Annotated in this window: 20 protein-coding genes; 16 read left to right on the forward strand and 4 right to left on the reverse strand. The window is 39.8% G+C overall.

The window, feature by feature from the left end; all coding sequences use genetic code 11:
• The first annotated feature begins 93 nt into the window (after positions 1-93).
• A complete protein-coding gene (locus ACWIWK_RS02050) occupies positions 94-1080 on the forward strand; it encodes a CNNM domain-containing protein (RefSeq protein WP_454150373.1) in 987 nt (328 codons plus the stop codon).
• Positions 1081-1137: 57 nt separating this feature from the next.
• A complete protein-coding gene (locus tag ACWIWK_RS02055) occupies positions 1138-2178 on the forward strand; it encodes a CNNM domain-containing protein (RefSeq protein ID WP_454150375.1) in 1041 nt (346 codons plus the stop codon).
• Between the two features lie 4 nt (positions 2179-2182).
• Here ACWIWK_RS02055 and ACWIWK_RS02060 read toward each other — a convergent pair whose 3' ends face one another.
• From ACWIWK_RS02060 to gspM, 3 genes are read right to left on the reverse strand one after another with little or no spacing between them, the layout of a single operon-like run.
• Complete coding sequence (locus ACWIWK_RS02060) at positions 2183-3256, reverse strand: cation diffusion facilitator family transporter (RefSeq protein WP_454150377.1); 1074 nt, start codon at positions 3254-3256, stop codon at positions 2183-2185.
• Positions 3256-3633 (reverse strand): hypothetical protein, encoded by a 378-nt coding sequence (locus ACWIWK_RS02065; RefSeq protein ID WP_454150378.1) that lies wholly within the window; start codon positions 3631-3633, stop codon positions 3256-3258. Before ACWIWK_RS02065 ends, ACWIWK_RS02060 begins: the two co-directional genes overlap by 1 nt.
• An 8-nt stretch (positions 3634-3641) precedes the next feature.
• Positions 3642-4205 carry a type II secretion system protein GspM gene (gspM, locus tag ACWIWK_RS02070; RefSeq protein ID WP_454150380.1) on the reverse strand — a complete coding sequence of 188 codons (564 nt, stop codon included), beginning with the start codon at positions 4203-4205 and terminating at the stop codon, positions 3642-3644.
• A gap of 247 nt (positions 4206-4452) precedes the next feature.
• Between gspM and ccoN the strand changes: the two genes are divergently transcribed.
• The 13 genes from ccoN (at position 4453) to ung (ending at position 12380) form a co-directional block, all read left to right on the forward strand.
• Positions 4453-5916: a cytochrome-c oxidase, cbb3-type subunit I gene (gene ccoN / locus ACWIWK_RS02075; RefSeq protein ID WP_454150381.1), complete on the forward strand. Its 1464-nt coding sequence runs from the start codon at positions 4453-4455 to the stop codon at positions 5914-5916.
• 17 nt (positions 5917-5933) lie between these two features.
• Positions 5934-6653 (forward strand): cytochrome-c oxidase, cbb3-type subunit II, encoded by a 720-nt coding sequence (gene ccoO / locus ACWIWK_RS02080; protein WP_454150383.1) that lies wholly within the window; start codon positions 5934-5936, stop codon positions 6651-6653.
• A gap of 9 nt (positions 6654-6662) precedes the next feature.
• Positions 6663-6881 (forward strand): cytochrome c oxidase, cbb3-type, CcoQ subunit, encoded by a 219-nt coding sequence (locus ACWIWK_RS02085; protein WP_454150385.1) that lies wholly within the window; start codon positions 6663-6665, stop codon positions 6879-6881.
• Positions 6882-6894: 13 nt separating this feature from the next.
• Complete coding sequence (gene ccoP / locus ACWIWK_RS02090; protein ID WP_454150386.1) at positions 6895-7776, forward strand: cytochrome-c oxidase, cbb3-type subunit III; 882 nt, start codon at positions 6895-6897, stop codon at positions 7774-7776.
• Positions 7777-7790: 14 nt separating this feature from the next.
• Entirely contained in the window at positions 7791-7994 is a 204-nt protein-coding gene (locus ACWIWK_RS02095) for a DUF4006 family protein (protein WP_454150388.1), read from the forward strand.
• A 166-nt stretch (positions 7995-8160) separates the two neighbouring features.
• The gene (locus ACWIWK_RS02100) at positions 8161-8949 is read left to right on the forward strand and encodes a hypothetical protein (RefSeq protein ID WP_454150390.1); all 789 of its coding nucleotides are present in this window, start codon (positions 8161-8163) and stop codon (positions 8947-8949) included.
• 9 nt (positions 8950-8958) lie between these two features.
• Positions 8959-9576: a hypothetical protein gene (locus ACWIWK_RS02105; protein ID WP_454150392.1), complete on the forward strand. Its 618-nt coding sequence runs from the start codon at positions 8959-8961 to the stop codon at positions 9574-9576.
• Positions 9573-9893 carry a hypothetical protein gene (locus tag ACWIWK_RS02110; protein ID WP_454150394.1) on the forward strand — a complete coding sequence of 107 codons (321 nt, stop codon included), beginning with the start codon at positions 9573-9575 and terminating at the stop codon, positions 9891-9893. Before ACWIWK_RS02105 ends, ACWIWK_RS02110 begins: the two co-directional genes overlap by 4 nt.
• Positions 9893-10654 (forward strand): hypothetical protein, encoded by a 762-nt coding sequence (locus ACWIWK_RS02115; protein ID WP_454150396.1) that lies wholly within the window; start codon positions 9893-9895, stop codon positions 10652-10654. Before ACWIWK_RS02110 ends, ACWIWK_RS02115 begins: the two co-directional genes overlap by 1 nt.
• A 13-nt stretch (positions 10655-10667) precedes the next feature.
• On the forward strand, positions 10668-11048 hold the full coding sequence (locus ACWIWK_RS02120) for a hypothetical protein (RefSeq protein ID WP_454150398.1): 381 nt from the start codon (positions 10668-10670) through the stop codon (positions 11046-11048).
• A gap of 63 nt (positions 11049-11111) precedes the next feature.
• Positions 11112-11342, forward strand: a complete 231-nt coding sequence (locus ACWIWK_RS02125) for a YdcH family protein (protein ID WP_454150400.1) — start codon at positions 11112-11114, stop codon at positions 11340-11342.
• Positions 11343-11345: 3 nt separating this feature from the next.
• Entirely contained in the window at positions 11346-11624 is a 279-nt protein-coding gene (gene gatC / locus ACWIWK_RS02130) for an Asp-tRNA(Asn)/Glu-tRNA(Gln) amidotransferase subunit GatC (protein WP_454150402.1), read from the forward strand.
• Positions 11625-11654: 30 nt separating this feature from the next.
• The gene (ung, locus tag ACWIWK_RS02135) at positions 11655-12380 is read left to right on the forward strand and encodes a uracil-DNA glycosylase (RefSeq protein WP_454150404.1); all 726 of its coding nucleotides are present in this window, start codon (positions 11655-11657) and stop codon (positions 12378-12380) included.
• Positions 12381-12389: 9 nt separating this feature from the next.
• Here ung and mnmA read toward each other — a convergent pair whose 3' ends face one another.
• Positions 12390-13424, reverse strand: coding sequence for a tRNA 2-thiouridine(34) synthase MnmA (gene mnmA / locus ACWIWK_RS02140; RefSeq protein ID WP_454150406.1), 1035 nt, complete (start codon positions 13422-13424; stop codon positions 12390-12392).
• A 172-nt stretch (positions 13425-13596) separates the two neighbouring features.
• Between mnmA and ACWIWK_RS02145 the strand changes: the two genes are divergently transcribed.
• Complete coding sequence (locus tag ACWIWK_RS02145; protein ID WP_454150408.1) at positions 13597-14445, forward strand: ATP phosphoribosyltransferase regulatory subunit; 849 nt, start codon at positions 13597-13599, stop codon at positions 14443-14445.

Below are 14445 nucleotides of genomic sequence, written 5' to 3' on the forward strand. Positions count from 1 at the left end.
ACGAAACAACAAAAATATTTTACAAATATAAGAGACTTTTAATTACAAATACTTTACAATAATTACAAATACTTTGGGATATTTGGAATCTAAATGGGCTTGCTAATTTTTTATTTTATACTCACGGTGTTTGTTTCTGCGACTTGTTCCGTGTTTGAGGCAGTGTTGTTTTCAGCTACTCCCTCATTTGTGGAATCTGCAGCCAAAAGGGGCAGAAGTGGCAAAATCCTACAACATTTAAAAGCAAATATTGATAATTCTGTGGGCGCAGTGCTTGTTATCAATATGTTTGCCAACACTATCGGGGCGGCAGCAGTGGGCGCGCAGTCTATGGAAGTGTTTGATGAGGAGTGGGCTGGAGTGGTGGCGATTATTATGACGCTTAGCATTTTGTATGTCGCAGAGATTATCCCAAAAACCTTATCCGCGCTGTATTGGAAAAAGCTCATTTTGCCTTGTTGTTATCCCTTAATAGTAATGTATTATATCGCCTTCCCATTTGTGTATATTTCGCGTGGGATTACATTTTTGTTTCGCAAGGATAATGTAACAAAAATGAGTCGCGATGAAATCCTCGCTCTAATGGAAATGGGGGAGAAAAGTGGCTCTCTTAGCGCACTTGAAATGGATGTGTTAGAGCATTTAATCTTGCAAAAAAATCTTTACACAAAAGATATTATGACTGATAAAAGTCTTGTTTTTAGCTTAGATTCTGATACGAGCCTAAAACAAGCCCTTGTAGAATCCAATAAGCGGACTTTTTCGCGTATCCCTCTTGTCTCTTATGATGAGCACGGCGCACAGAGCGTTTCTACACTTGCTCATCGCAAGCGCATTTTGCACGCTAATCTTAATGGCGAGGGCGAGCAACGATTGGATTGCATCGCCAAACCAATGCGCAAAGTTAAGGCAGATATGCCTGTGCTAGCTTTGCTTAGACTTTTTGTGATGAAGCGAGAACATTTGTTTGGCGTGGTGGAATCGAGTGCGACAGATTCTAATGGCGCGTTTGTGGGTGTAGTAAGTTTAGAAGATGCGATAAATGCCGTGCTTGGTGTGGGCGACTTGCAAAAGCATTAAGGAGATTGGCGTGAGAGTTTATAATGATAATTTTAGACGACAAGTGAGGTGCAAGCGATGACTTTGTTAATCATATATTGCTCGGTGGCAATCGTTTTTAGCTTCATTTGCTCTATTTTTGAATCAGTGTTTTTAACCACCACACAATCATTCGTAGAGAGTTATGCCAAAAAAAGCCCAAAAATTGGTGGATATTTAAAATACCAAAAGGCAAATATTGATGAGACAGAGGGCGCGATTTTGGTGCTTAATACCTTTGCGGTAACGGCGACAAGCACAGGCATAGGAATCGAGCTTGCCGAGCTTTATGGCGAGGAGTGGCAATTTATCGGGTCGAGTATTTTTGCGGTAGTAATGATTTATGTAACGGAGATTTTCCCAAAAACACTTGGTGCGATTTATTGGAAAAGACTTGTGCCTATTGTGTCGGTGTGCATTTATTATTTAAGCAAGGTAACCTTTCCATTTGTATATATAGCGAAGTTTCTTATGCGTGTGTTTTCGTTTGGGGCAAAAGATGGCACAAGCCGTGATGAAATCCTCGCGGCGAGTGAAATTGGCAATAAGGGCGGTGCACTTGGCAAGGTAGAGAGTGATATGGTGGGGAATCTGCTAGCATTGCAAAATATGCAAGTGGCGGATATTTTAACACCGCGCAAAGTCGTCTTTGCCCTGCGCTCTAATGACACCTTGCAAAAAGTTATCAACGAAAAGTATATTACGCCATATTCTTATATCCCTGTATTTGAGGAAGATAGCGAGTTTATTGTAGGCATTGTCTCGACACAAAAGATTCTCACTATCGCATTGGAAGGCGGGCAAAAAAGATTTGTGTCAGAGTTTATGGAATCTGTGGATATTGTGCCTGATGATTTAAGCGTAACAAAATTGCTTAATTTGTTTATGGTGAAGCGCGGGCGAATGTTTGTCGTGCAAGATAGATATGAGCAGTTTTTTGGAATCGTAACTTTTGAAGATGTGATTGAGGCGTTGCTTGGTGAAGAGATTGTCGATGAATTTGATGTGGCTAAAGATATGCAGGAGCTGGCAAAAGAGCGTCAAATTCGCAAAAAACATCAAACGCAAAAAAAATCATAGCAATCTACAACCATTTGGGGTTGGTGGTGAGGCTTACAGAGAGCCAGATTCTATAACTTGGAATCGCAAGGGTTGCCTCTATTTCCTCGCGAATGCTATCTAGGTGCGCCACAGGGACATTAAAGTCTTTGCCCACCAAAATATTTATCTCTATCATAAAGAATCTGCCTGATTTTGCCGTGTGTGTGTCATAATCACTAAAGCCATACCTTGCGCTCAAATGCTCCATAACCGCACTCACTTTTTCATCAAGCTCTTTTGGCGCGACCATTATTAAGTCTTTAAAGTTTGCGATGGCAATTTTAGTGGGGCTCACGCAAAGCAATACTGAAAGCACGCAAAGCAATGCGGGGTCAATGTATTTTGCGAGTGAGCGAGATTCTTTGAGGTTTGTTGTGTGTAGAATCTCAAGCGGATTAAAAAATACCCAAACCATACCAAAGGCGACAATCGCGCCAAGATAAAGCACACAATCAATTTGCCACTCAATATTATCCACCTTAATTAAATCAGATTCTAAGTGTTTGTATGCAATGTGTGTATAAATAAATAACGCCAAGCAAAAAACAAACGCACACACTCCATATATCGCCGCTCCGCCTACATCGACTTCATATCCACCACCAAATATGCTAGAAACCGAGCTTATAAAAGCAAACACGCACACAAAAATAAGCACCAATGATTTAAAAAGATTTACCATTGGCTCAAAGCGCACATAGCCGTATTGAAATATATCATCATCTTCTTTATAAATGTAGCGAGAGGTAATCACACTTAGCGCACCAAGCCCCACGCTTATAAGTGCGACAAAGCCATCAAAGATTATGGAGAGTGAGCTTATGACTATGCCAAAACCAATGCCAAAGATTGCTAGCACCAATGCGCTAAACATCGAAACTTTAAGCACTTTTTGTTCTTTTGTATTTTGCACTTTTGGACTGCTTGTCGCTTGCAAATGAGAATCTAAAGGGGTAAAATCCTTTTTTAGACGAATGGATTTGCCATAGTTTTTTACTCTGGCGAGTGTTTGGCTAAATGGTGTGCTGTGGGTTGATTGGGTGGAATCTTTAGCCATTACAGCCCGATTTGTTCTGAAATTTTGATACGCGCATTGTGCCCGTTTTTGTTAATAGTGATAGAATCTTGCGCAATATGCAAGATGACAAAATGTGGAGTTTGCCCGACAGGATACCAAGAGCCACTAATAAGAGCCCTTTTATTCATAATTGCCTCTAAAACCAACACGCTTGCTTTTTCTTGCTCATCATCATTATCTGCTATTGCTATTTCTTGCTTTGCAAAAGGATTGTGTGAGATAGTTTTTGGATTTTTGGTGTTTTGAAGTTTTTTACCCAAATCTTGCGCACACGCCTTATCACAAGCGATTTGCAAGTCTTCACAAAAACTCATACTAACGCACATCGCACTTGCTAGAAAAATTTTATACCACATTGTATTTCCTATATTCTCATATCTTGGATAAGCATTTCAAATATTAAAGAATCTTGCGCGCCAATCTCGATAAAATCAAGGCTCATATATTGTTTGCTTAGATTCTCAAGCGCAATAATAAACTTTGCCATATCGCCAAATTCGCCACTTCCTTTTAACACTATAATGCCAAGTGCTTCATTTTCAATTTGCACGGAGTGAATGCTAAGCGCGCTATTTTGGGCGAGCGTGATGATAGTCTCAAGATTCTCAAAAATGGTGTTGTTTGGTGTGTAGATGCTTTGTGCTAAGGATTGCAAGATTGCGTTAGATTCATTAAGTTTATCTATCATTAGAGTTTTGCTAGATTGGATAGAGCTTTGTGAGTGCAGAGCTTCGTTGTAGATATTTTGCAGAGCTTGGGTGTCCTCATTTGCTTGTGTTATAAGAATCTTGGTGTGCGTATTTCGCTCTTGCAGCGGGGTTATAAGATAAGCCAAACAAATACTAAAACACACCAAAAGCACGCAAATAAAAGCTAAGTGTTGTTCTCTTGGGCTTAAGAGTTGCCACTTGGTGTTAAAAAATTGCATTTTTACCCTTATGATAATTATAGAGTTTTGAGAATCCAGAGAGATTCTTTAATGGTTTTATTCCATAATTTTTATTATATTTTGATTTATGCAACAAAAAACATTCCATATTTTCATAATGTGTAGAGAAATTTTTACGCGTAGGACGAGGTTTTGTCTAATATTTCTAATATTTTTGATATTTTTCTATTTTACTTTTATAGAAAAAGTGCTACAATGCAAGGTTATCACAAATTAAGGAGTGGATATGCAGGAAAATGCTTTAGAATATGATTATTCCATAGCAAAGTTGTTTGTATTCTCTGTGCTTATTTTTGGGTTTGTGGGCTTGCTGATTGGTGTGATTATCGCCTTTCAACTTGCTATCCCTGAGCTCAATCACTTGGCTTCAGAGTATGGAATCTTTGGGCGGTTAAGACCATTACACACAAATGGGATTATTTATGGATTCACGCTTAGCGGTATCTGGGCGGCGTGGTATTATTTAGGGCAAAGAACACTTAAAATCAGCTACCTTGAGCACCCATTTTTGCGTGCTGTTGGACTTTTGCACTTTTGGGTGTATATCGTGCTAATGGCTTTAGCAGTGGTTTCGTTATTCGCAGGATTGACACAATCTAAAGAATACTCAGAGCTTGTATGGCAACTTGATATTATGGTGGTTGTCGTATGGGTGCTATGGGGCATTAGCCTTTTTGGTAGTATGGGAGTAAGACGCGAAAAGGTTATCTACATTTCGTTGTGGTATTTTATCGCTACATTTGTGGGAATCGCTACGCTCTACATATTTAATAACCTCGCTGTCCCAACAGCTCTTGTCGCTGGGGTTGGAAGTATTTTCCATTCTATCTCATTTTATGGTGGGACAAATGATGCGATGGTGCAATGGTGGTGGGGACACAATGCGGTGGCATTCGTCTTTACTTCGGGGATAATCGGGATTATTTATTACTTCCTTCCTAAAGAATCTGGACAAAGAGTATTCTCTTATAAACTTACGCTATTCTCATTTTGGGGACTTATGTTTATTTACATTTGGGCTGGCGGACACCATTTGATTTATTCTACTACGCCTGATTGGATTCAGACTTTGGGTTCGGTGTTTTCTGTGGTGCTTATTTTGCCTTCTTGGGGGACGGCAATCAATATGCTTCTAACAATGCGCGGGCAATGGCATCAAATTAAAGAATCTCCAATTATTAAATTACTCATTTTGGCTTCTACATTTTATATGCTTACCACGCTAGAGGGACCGATTCAATCTATCAAGTCTGTGAATGCGCTCGCGCACTTTACAGATTGGATTATCGGGCATGTGCACGATGCGGCACTTGGCTGGGTTGGATTCACTATCATTGTGGCGGTGTATCATATGGTGCCAAGAATCTGCAAGCGAGAGATTTACTCAAAAGGTCTTGTTGATTTCCAATTTTGGATAATGACCATAGGCATTATATTCTACTTCTCAAGTATGTGGATTGCAGGTATCACACAAGGTATGATGTGGAGAGCTTCAAATGAATATGGAAGCTTGATTTATAGCTTTATTGATACAGTGCGTGATATTGTGCCATATTTCTATATTCGCGCTATTGGCGGGACTTTATACTTGATTGGCTTTATTGTGTTTATCTATAATATTTTGATGACAATGACTTCAGGTAGAATCCTAGATAAAGAGCCGGCGAATGCTACGCCTATGGCAGCTTAAAATGAGGGAGGTTGAAGATGTTTAGTTTTTTAGAAAGAAATCCATTCTTTTTTACGCTTGCTTTTTTGGCGGTATTTGCTATCGCTGGGTTGGTGGAGATTCTTCCCGGTTTTGCTAAGACAGCGCGACCTATTGAGGGATTAAAGCCTTATAGTTTGCTTGAGACTGCTGGCAGACAAGTGTATATCAAGGAGGGTTGCTATAACTGCCACTCTCAGCTTGTGCGTCCATTTAGAGCAGAGACTGAACGATATGGAGCGATGAGCTTTAGCGGAGAATATGCGTATGATAGACCATTTCTTTGGGGTTCAAAGCGCACAGGTCCAGATTTACATAGAATCGGCGATAGAAAATCAAGCGATTGGCACGATGGACACATGTGGGAGCCTACTTCTCGTGTAGCTGGCTCGATAATGCCTTCATATAAGCATTTGTATAGCAAAAATGTTGATTTTGAGACAGCTTTTGCTGAGGCTTATACACAAAAAGTTGTTTTCAAAGTGCCTTATGACATTGAAGGTGGAGTGCAAATTGGCGCAGATGAGTATATCAAAGGACAGAGAGATACACTTGGCAAGGCGCAATCAATCTTTATGCAAGAGGCAGGAGTGGTTGTCGATGAAATGGTAAGTTCTGAGGTTAAGGAAGCATATAAAAATGGCGAGGTAAGAGAGATTGTCGCGTTGATTGCTTATATGAATAGTCTTAGCCAAAAACGCAGAACACCAAGCAAATAGGGGTTTGTTATGGATACACAAAGTGTTATTGTAGAGTTTATTACCAAGTATGCGAATGAACTTTATACAGGGATTTCTTGTCTTTTTGTGATTCTCTTGTATGGCTACATTTATCACTTGTATTCATCACAGGCAAAAGGCGAGAGAGATTATGAAAAATACGCAGACCTAGCTCTTAAAGATAATTTGAGTGATGCGCTCATAGAATCTAGAGAGACAAAAAAGTAAGGGAGGGAAGCAAATGCAATGGTTTAATTTAGGTGATAATGTAAATGCCCTAGCACTACTTGGTGCAGCGGTCATTTTGATACTAACGGTGGTAATTTTTGGTTTATATCTTAAAAAAATCAAAGATATGAAAAGCGAAGGCGAGGCGATAGACCACAACTGGGATGGAATCGGCGAATACACAAACGATATACCAATCGGTTGGGTAGCGTGCTTTATAGGTGTGCTTATTTGGGCATTTTGGTATTTTTTTGTGGGTTACCCACTAAAGAGCTTCTCACAAATCGGGCAGTATAACGCAGAAGTGCAAGAACATAATGCTACTTATGCGAGTAAATGGGATAGCCTTGATACCAATGAGCTAAAAGAAATGGGCAAGGGAATCTTTTTAGTCCAATGCGTGGAGTGCCACGGACCAAATGCTGATGGAATGGATAATAAAGCACAAAACCTTACCGCTTGGGGCAAAGAAGAAGGAATTGTTCGCACCATAAAAATGGGAAGCAAGGGACTTCTCAATGATGATGGAGATGAAATGGAAATGGCGGCACTTGATTTCATAGAAGACAAAGACGCTAAGGCTGTGGCGGCGTATATTATGCAAGAAATTTCTGCCATTAAAAAGACTAAGAATCCAGAGCTTGTAGAGCAAGGCAAGGTAGTGTATGAAGAAAATTGTGCATCTTGCCACTTTGCAGATGGCACAGGTAGAGTAGAGGGCGATATGATTGGAGCGGATTTGACCAAGTATGGCTCACAAACTTTCTTGCAAGAAGTGCTAAAGAGCGGAAAAAGAGGCAACATCGGTATAATGCCTTCTTATGATTATGCAAACTTTGCACCTAAGCAAGTAGAGGCACTCAATATATTCATTCAGTCGCTTGAAAGCGAATAATTAAGGAGGCTATGATGGATAAGTTATTTGGATTAAACGGATTGGCAGGATTTGCTTTGGCGGTTGTGGTATTGCTAAGTGTCGTTGCTTTTTTAGGGACTTGTGCGATTTTGACACAACAAGAGCAGGCGACAAATTTCTACAAAATAGAGAATCAAAGTGATATAAAAGAACGAGGCAACAATGTTGCTGACTTTTATAAAAATGTAAAGGAGTAACCTATGGGACTTAGTTTAATAGAAAAATTACTCGCTGCGCTCATTATTTTAATGATGCTCACAACGATTGCTATGCCATTTATTCCTGAGTTGTTTTTGCATTTAATCTAATACAGGTTGGGCTTTGAGAGTTATTTTGTTGGTGTTTTGCGCGTTTGGACTCTTCTTGAGTGCCAAAGATGCGCAACATAGATTGACTGATAGCTCTATGCGCCCTTTAGATTCTGCTGGATATGGGAATCTCGCTTCTTTAAGCAGGGATTTTACTCCAAACACACTTCCACATATTTTAAATGGCACCTCGATGCCTAGAGATGAGTATCTTATTGATGATGAGGGAGAGAGTAGCGAGTCTTTTGTCTTTAATCCTGACAACTTACTTGTGCCAAAGAGCGTGGATTTTGTGGAGCGATTAAGCGCGGAACTTTACCAAAAAACGGGTTTTGTGCTAAAAATTGCTCTTGTGCTTGACACAAACGCGACACTGCAAAAACTCCAAACACAATTTTTTGGTGATTTCCCACCAAGCGCAAACTATCAAGACAATGCACCCCAAGATTCTCAAGCGCGAAAGAATCTTACCAATTTGCTTTCTTTAAGTTTGCAAGAGCCCTATGCGTTATTTTTGTTTTTTGCCGATGAGAAAAAAATCGATATTATTCAAAGCCCCAAACTCTTTAATGATGAGTCGTTGTATTTTGAGTATATGGCACCGCTTTTACCACAAAAGGGCGAGGAGCTAGATTCTAAGCGTATTTCGGCGATTATGCTCAATGGATATAGCGAAGCGGCGGATTTGATTGCGAGTCATTATGATGTGAAGTTGGAGTTTAATATGCCACGAGATGAGAGTGGAAGCAGAGATTTTGTGAGGGTAAGTATGTATGTTATGTTGCTTATTTTGCTAGGCACGCTTGGATTTGTGTATATTACCTCAAGGTTTCGCTCAAAATAAAGGAAAAAAATGAACAAAAATTACTGGCCTATTGCTATTGTTGGGATTATTGTTTTTGGTATGGTGATTATTAGTGTGGGGGTGTGGATTGCTGTGAAAAATCCTGTGGTTGATGAGCGTATATTTGGCGAAAATAAGCGCGTGATTGATGAACATATCAACGATGTCCTTAGAGAACAACGATTTTTTGAGAATCTTGCTAGCGTGGCTTTTAGCACAGGTGGAGATACCATAGCGTTGCAAAATCCTTATGATAAGGCAAATACACCAAATATCTCAAACCACGCACCAGAGTTTTTTCGCATTCACCCCACAAATCCGTGCGTGATAGAGATTATTCCTAAACGCGTAGAGTTTAGCGATTTTGAGAGTGCGAGTGTGAAAGTGCATTTGAGCTCACTATCTGAAGGTTTTACAGATATGAGCACATTTAGCTTTGATGAGCAAAGTATTAGTGGGGCAACGCCCTTGTTGTATGGGTTTGTTCCTAATGATACCTTTTTGCTAAAAAGTGGCGTTTATACGATGGAAGTGAGCGTGCAACTCACCAAAAAGCCATTGCAAGGTGTCCCACACACGGACACACTCAATGCGTTTTTTACGACAAAGGTGGAGATTCTTAAATGAGGGTGCGCCATAGTCTTGCGTCTAAAGATTCTAAGAGCGGATTTGTTTTGATTGAGACTTTGCAAGGACTTGTTTTATGTGCTTTTGCTCTAAGTCTTTGCTTCGCGCTCGCACCATTTATGTCTCATAAGTTTGCCATTACACAAGCAAGTCTTGCAAGCGGTGCACTTTATCCACAAATCCTAAACACCCCATCGAGCAATTTGGAGCTTCATAGCGCAAATAAAACTTTTGTTTTCTCAAAACACACTTTAGAGAGGCAGGATTTGGCACTTCCTATTTCGCTTACTTATTTACACATTGTTTCTGTGCGCTAATGCAAAAATCTCGCCAAACCAAATCCATTTGTGCTATTTGTGCCTTACGCTCCCGCGCTTCACTCTCCATAGAAATGCTTTTTGCCATCATAATTTTTGGGGTTATAGGCGTTGTGTGTGCAAGTGTATCGCTAAATTTCACACGCTTTATCGCTCAAGGCTCACTTAGCAACGCCTTAGATTCTCACATCGCCATTTTGAAAATACAAAATTTGCTTGCTAAAAGTGTGGGACTTCATATCACACATAACGAGGCGCGTTTTTATATCCCAAATACGCAAAAACTCTTTGGTTATGGGGATAAAACCTTTAGCGAGGCAAAAATGGCAAACGGGACGCTTCTGCCAAGTATCCCGCTAAAAATCGCTCACATTAGCGATAAGACAGCGATATTTGCTTCTAGTGTGGCGCAACATACTTTTAGTGTTGATGAAAATATGTTGTTTGTGTGTGGAGATTCTGCAGGTGTGATGAGTGAGTTTATCACCCAAATTGTCGCAGTTAGTGCCGCTAAAAATGCTATTACGCTAAAATCCTCGCCACCAAAGAATTGCAAAATCGCCCTACCTTTAGAATCTCCACATTTTCATTTGAGCCATTCTCTTAACACACTTTGGCTAAATGGTGAAGTTTTGCTCAATGGAGTGAGTGATTTTAGTTTGACACTTTTGCCCTCAAATTTTTTGCACTTTAGATTCTGTGTTGCTCAAAAATGCTTTGAGGGTGGAAGTATCATTAACGCCCAAATCACAAGTTTATAACCAAAGGCATTAGATGGCACACAATCAATGGCACTGCACACACAAAAGGGCGTTTTCCACGCTTTATGGGGTATTTGTCCTTGTTTTTGTTTCTATGTGTGTGGGGTTTGTGGTGCTGTATTCACCTATTGCACCTATCGCTCATATTCACGCTAAGACACAGCTTGATTTGTATGAAAACTCCCTTTATGAAGCGACTTTAAACTGCTTAGACAATTTTGGTTTTGATGAGTGCAAGAATGTAGAATTTGTGTTTCCTCACAATTACACAGCCAAAGCAGTGATAAGCGACTATGATGGCGTGTATTTGCTTGATACTTTTGTAAGTTTGCAAAATCCCATTACCACCACACAACAAAGTATCATAAACCGACATATTGTGCTAAAAAAGTAGCGTTTTTATGATATTTTTTGCCAAAATATTTTACAATATGGTAAATTTTTTAAGGAGTGCGTAATGTTTCACGAATATAGAGATGAGGTAACCAAGCTAAAGACCAACAATGCACATTTTGCTAAGATTTTTGATGAGCACAATGAGCTTGATGATAGAATCACAAAGATTGAAAATGGCGAGGAAGTCCTCCAAGATATGGAGCTTGAAGTGTTAAAAAAACAAAAGTTACGGTTAAAAGATGAGGCGTATGCGATGATTTTAGCCTATCGCAAAGAACAAAAAGGCAACTAAAATATGCAAATCGATGACACACTGCTTGCTAAGTTAGAGCGATTGGGAATGCTTGAGATTAGCACGCAGAAAAAAGAGCAAGTCAAATCTCAGCTTAATGAGATTTTGAAGTTTGTAGAGAATCTCAACAATGTAGATGCCCTCTCTCAAACTCAAAAAGAGGATAAAAAAACTCCATTGCGTGCAGATGAAGCAGTGCAATCCCACATCGCAGCAGATGTCTTGGCGCATTCCCCGCACGCCAAAGATGGATTTTTTGTCGTGCCAAAAATTATTGAATAACCTCCATTGGTGTAAATAGAACCTAAACAAATGCGCTTAGATTCTATAAAATTACCCAATGAATGGAAAGAGTTGCTCCATAAAGAATTGCAAAGCGATGAATTTGAGCGCGTTAGAGCGCATTATTATCAAGCGTTGCAATCAGGCGCAACCATTTATCCACCACCAAGCCTTACTTTTAATGCTTTCAATCTCACGCTTCCTAAGGATATAAAAATCGTTATTTTAGGGCAAGACCCATATCACGGAAGTGTGCGGGTGCGTTTGTCTAGCGTAGATTCTCACAATGTTTGTGAAATCCCTCAAGCAATGGGATTATCTTTTAGTGTGCCAAAGCCTTTGCCTCCACCACCATCGCTTAAAAATATTTATAAAGAACTCGCTCAAAGCGTGGGCTTTAAGATTCCAACACACGGCGATTTAAGCGCGTGGGCAAGAAAGGGCGTATTTTTGCTTAATAGCATTTTAAGCGTGGAGGCACACAAGCCCACTTCACACAAGCATTTTGGTTGGGAGGGGTTTAGTGATAGCGTGATTAGCGCGATTTCGCTTCACTGCGATGGCGTTGTATTTTTGCTGTGGGGGAATTATGCTAAGAAAAAAGCCACGCTCATTGATGCAAGCAAACATTGTATCATTACCGCACCACACCCAAGTCCTTTGGCACAAGGATTTGTTGGCAGTGGAGTGTTTTTACAAGCAAATCAATACTTGTCTGCTACACAAGGCAGGGAGTTTGATTGGAGTGTAGAGTAATATGAGAATCTAAACAATCACACCACCACCAAGCACCACTTCTCCATCGTATGCCACTAATGCTTGTCCCTTTGCTACACCAAAGGCTGGTTCTTGGAGTTCTGCGGTGATAATATCATCTTCAAGGTGCAATGTTGCCTTTATAGGTTCGCTACGATAGCGGATTTTGACTTCGTATTCCCCGCCACTAAAGTCTTTTGGCAAGGAGCGATTTTGTGCTCTCACGCGCATTATTTTGAGTTCCTCTTTTGTGCCCGCGATAATTTCGTTGGTTTGTGGATTTATATCCATTACATAATGTGGTTCGTGTGCGCCAAAGACGCTAAATCCCCTGCGCTTTCCAATAGTGTATTGCATATAGCCTTTGTGTTCCCCGATTACTTCGCCTTTAGCGTTTTTGACTTTTCCTGTTTGCTCGACTTGTTCGTATTTTTTTAGTACATCAATATAATCACTTTCCACAAAACAAATTTCTTGGGAATCTTTATAAGTTTCAAGCGTGCCTAAAAATGGCAACATTTTTAGCGCAATGGGTTTAATATCGCTTTTTTTACGCCCACCAAGTGGAAAGATAATGGAATTTATAGAATCTTGACTGAGCGCGTAGAGAAAATAACTTTGGTCTTTGGTGGAGTCAAAGGCTTTTTGGATTCTCTTTATACCATTATAATCACAGATTCTCGCGTAATGCCCTGTGGCGATAAATTCCGCACCAAAGCCCTTTGCTTTTTCAAAAGCCAATCCAAATTTGATATGTGGATTACAAATAGCGCAGGGATTGGGTGTTTCTCCTCGCTTGTATGCCGCGATAAATTCCTCATATACGATTTGTTTAAACTCGCTTTGTGCCTCGATAATATGAAATTCTAACCCCAAATGTTTAGCGACTTTTTGGCAGTTTGCGATAAAGACTTGGTGTTTTGCCTCTTTGTCGTGCAATTTTAGATAAATGCCAATTACCTCATAGCCTTGCTCTTGCAATAAATGCGCACAATACGAGCTATCTACACCGCCACTCATTAAAAGTGCCACTTTTTTTTTCATTCATATTCCTTTGTTGTTTTAATGTTGTAGAGTTGCATTACAATAAATGGGCTTGGATTGTAAAATATTAAAGTAAATCTTGCTCGCCTAAAGCCTAAATCTTATAGCGCAAAGAGATTTTGTGCTATAATGCGAGATTTTGGAACAACAAAACAATAACAGGATAACTAAAATGATTTTAGAGCACGAGTTGCCTCAGGGTAGCAAGTTGTATTTTGGCAAATCCGCAAAGATTAAGCGCAATATAGAATCTTTAGCGGTAGAAATGCTACATAAAGAAGATTACAAAGAGATTGCTACGCCTACTTTTAGCTTTCTAAGCCATCAAGATGATTTTTCAAATCGCGATATGATTCGCATAAGTGGGGAGGAAAATCATCAAATTGTTTTGCGTTATGATAGCACCATTGATGCGATGCGCCTTATTACTAAGCGTATCGCACGAAGCTCAAGCCATAAAAAATGGTTTTATATCCAGCCTGTGTATGATTATCCCACCACAGAAATCCATCAAATTGGCGCGGAAAGTTTAGAATCTACATCGCTCACGCCCATTATTGAGCTTTCTACAAACATCATTAGCGCGTTTGATTTGCACCCTACTTTGCAAATTTGTAATCAAAAAATCCCCTTGCTCTGCGCTAAACACTTAAATGTGGATATTGAGTTTTTTAGCTCGCCAAATATAGAATCTATTGCCAAAAAGGCACATTTTCTCCAAGAGCTTGTAGAAGTGCATAGCAAACAAGACATTCAAAAGTGCCTTAACAATGTGCCAAATTTCCTTACCAATGAATTGCAATCAATGCTTGAGTGCGTGCAATCTTGCACTTATGAGCACATTATTTTTTCTCCATTGTTGTATGCGCCGGGAGGATATTATGAGGATTTGTTTTATAGAATGTTTTTAGATAACCAGATTCTTGTTATTGGTGGGCGTTATGTGATTTCAGATACGCCATCTTGTGGTTTTGCGATTTATACGGATAATGTCGTAGAGAATCTTTTAAAGATTGATTAG

It is taken from the genome of Helicobacter sp. 23-1048 (assembly GCF_053654545.1).

Bases quoted from the DNA above. Each gene is read 5' to 3' on its own strand.
- ACWIWK_RS02050 (WP_454150373.1), top strand. From the start codon at position 94: ATGGGCTTGCTAATTTTTTATTTTATACTCACGGTGTTTGTTTCTGCG.
- ACWIWK_RS02055 (WP_454150375.1), top strand. From the start codon at position 1,138: ATGACTTTGTTAATCATATATTGCTCGGTGGCAATCGTTTTTAGCTTC.
- ACWIWK_RS02060 (WP_454150377.1), bottom strand. From the start codon at position 3,256: ATGGCTAAAGATTCCACCCAATCAACCCACAGCACACCATTTAGCCAA.
- ACWIWK_RS02065 (WP_454150378.1), bottom strand. From the start codon at position 3,633: ATGTGGTATAAAATTTTTCTAGCAAGTGCGATGTGCGTTAGTATGAGT.
- gspM (WP_454150380.1), bottom strand. From the start codon at position 4,205: ATGCAATTTTTTAACACCAAGTGGCAACTCTTAAGCCCAAGAGAACAA.
- ccoN (WP_454150381.1), top strand. From the start codon at position 4,453: ATGCAGGAAAATGCTTTAGAATATGATTATTCCATAGCAAAGTTGTTT.
- ccoO (WP_454150383.1), top strand. From the start codon at position 5,934: ATGTTTAGTTTTTTAGAAAGAAATCCATTCTTTTTTACGCTTGCTTTT.
- ACWIWK_RS02085 (WP_454150385.1), top strand. From the start codon at position 6,663: ATGGATACACAAAGTGTTATTGTAGAGTTTATTACCAAGTATGCGAAT.
- ccoP (WP_454150386.1), top strand. From the start codon at position 6,895: ATGCAATGGTTTAATTTAGGTGATAATGTAAATGCCCTAGCACTACTT.
- ACWIWK_RS02095 (WP_454150388.1), top strand. From the start codon at position 7,791: ATGGATAAGTTATTTGGATTAAACGGATTGGCAGGATTTGCTTTGGCG.
- ACWIWK_RS02105 (WP_454150392.1), top strand. From the start codon at position 8,959: ATGAACAAAAATTACTGGCCTATTGCTATTGTTGGGATTATTGTTTTT.
- ACWIWK_RS02110 (WP_454150394.1), top strand. From the start codon at position 9,573: ATGAGGGTGCGCCATAGTCTTGCGTCTAAAGATTCTAAGAGCGGATTT.
- ACWIWK_RS02115 (WP_454150396.1), top strand. From the start codon at position 9,893: ATGCAAAAATCTCGCCAAACCAAATCCATTTGTGCTATTTGTGCCTTA.
- ACWIWK_RS02120 (WP_454150398.1), top strand. From the start codon at position 10,668: ATGGCACACAATCAATGGCACTGCACACACAAAAGGGCGTTTTCCACG.
- ACWIWK_RS02125 (WP_454150400.1), top strand. From the start codon at position 11,112: ATGTTTCACGAATATAGAGATGAGGTAACCAAGCTAAAGACCAACAAT.
- gatC (WP_454150402.1), top strand. From the start codon at position 11,346: ATGCAAATCGATGACACACTGCTTGCTAAGTTAGAGCGATTGGGAATG.
- ung (WP_454150404.1), top strand. From the start codon at position 11,655: ATGCGCTTAGATTCTATAAAATTACCCAATGAATGGAAAGAGTTGCTC.
- mnmA (WP_454150406.1), bottom strand. From the start codon at position 13,424: ATGAAAAAAAAAGTGGCACTTTTAATGAGTGGCGGTGTAGATAGCTCG.
- ACWIWK_RS02145 (WP_454150408.1), top strand. From the start codon at position 13,597: ATGATTTTAGAGCACGAGTTGCCTCAGGGTAGCAAGTTGTATTTTGGC.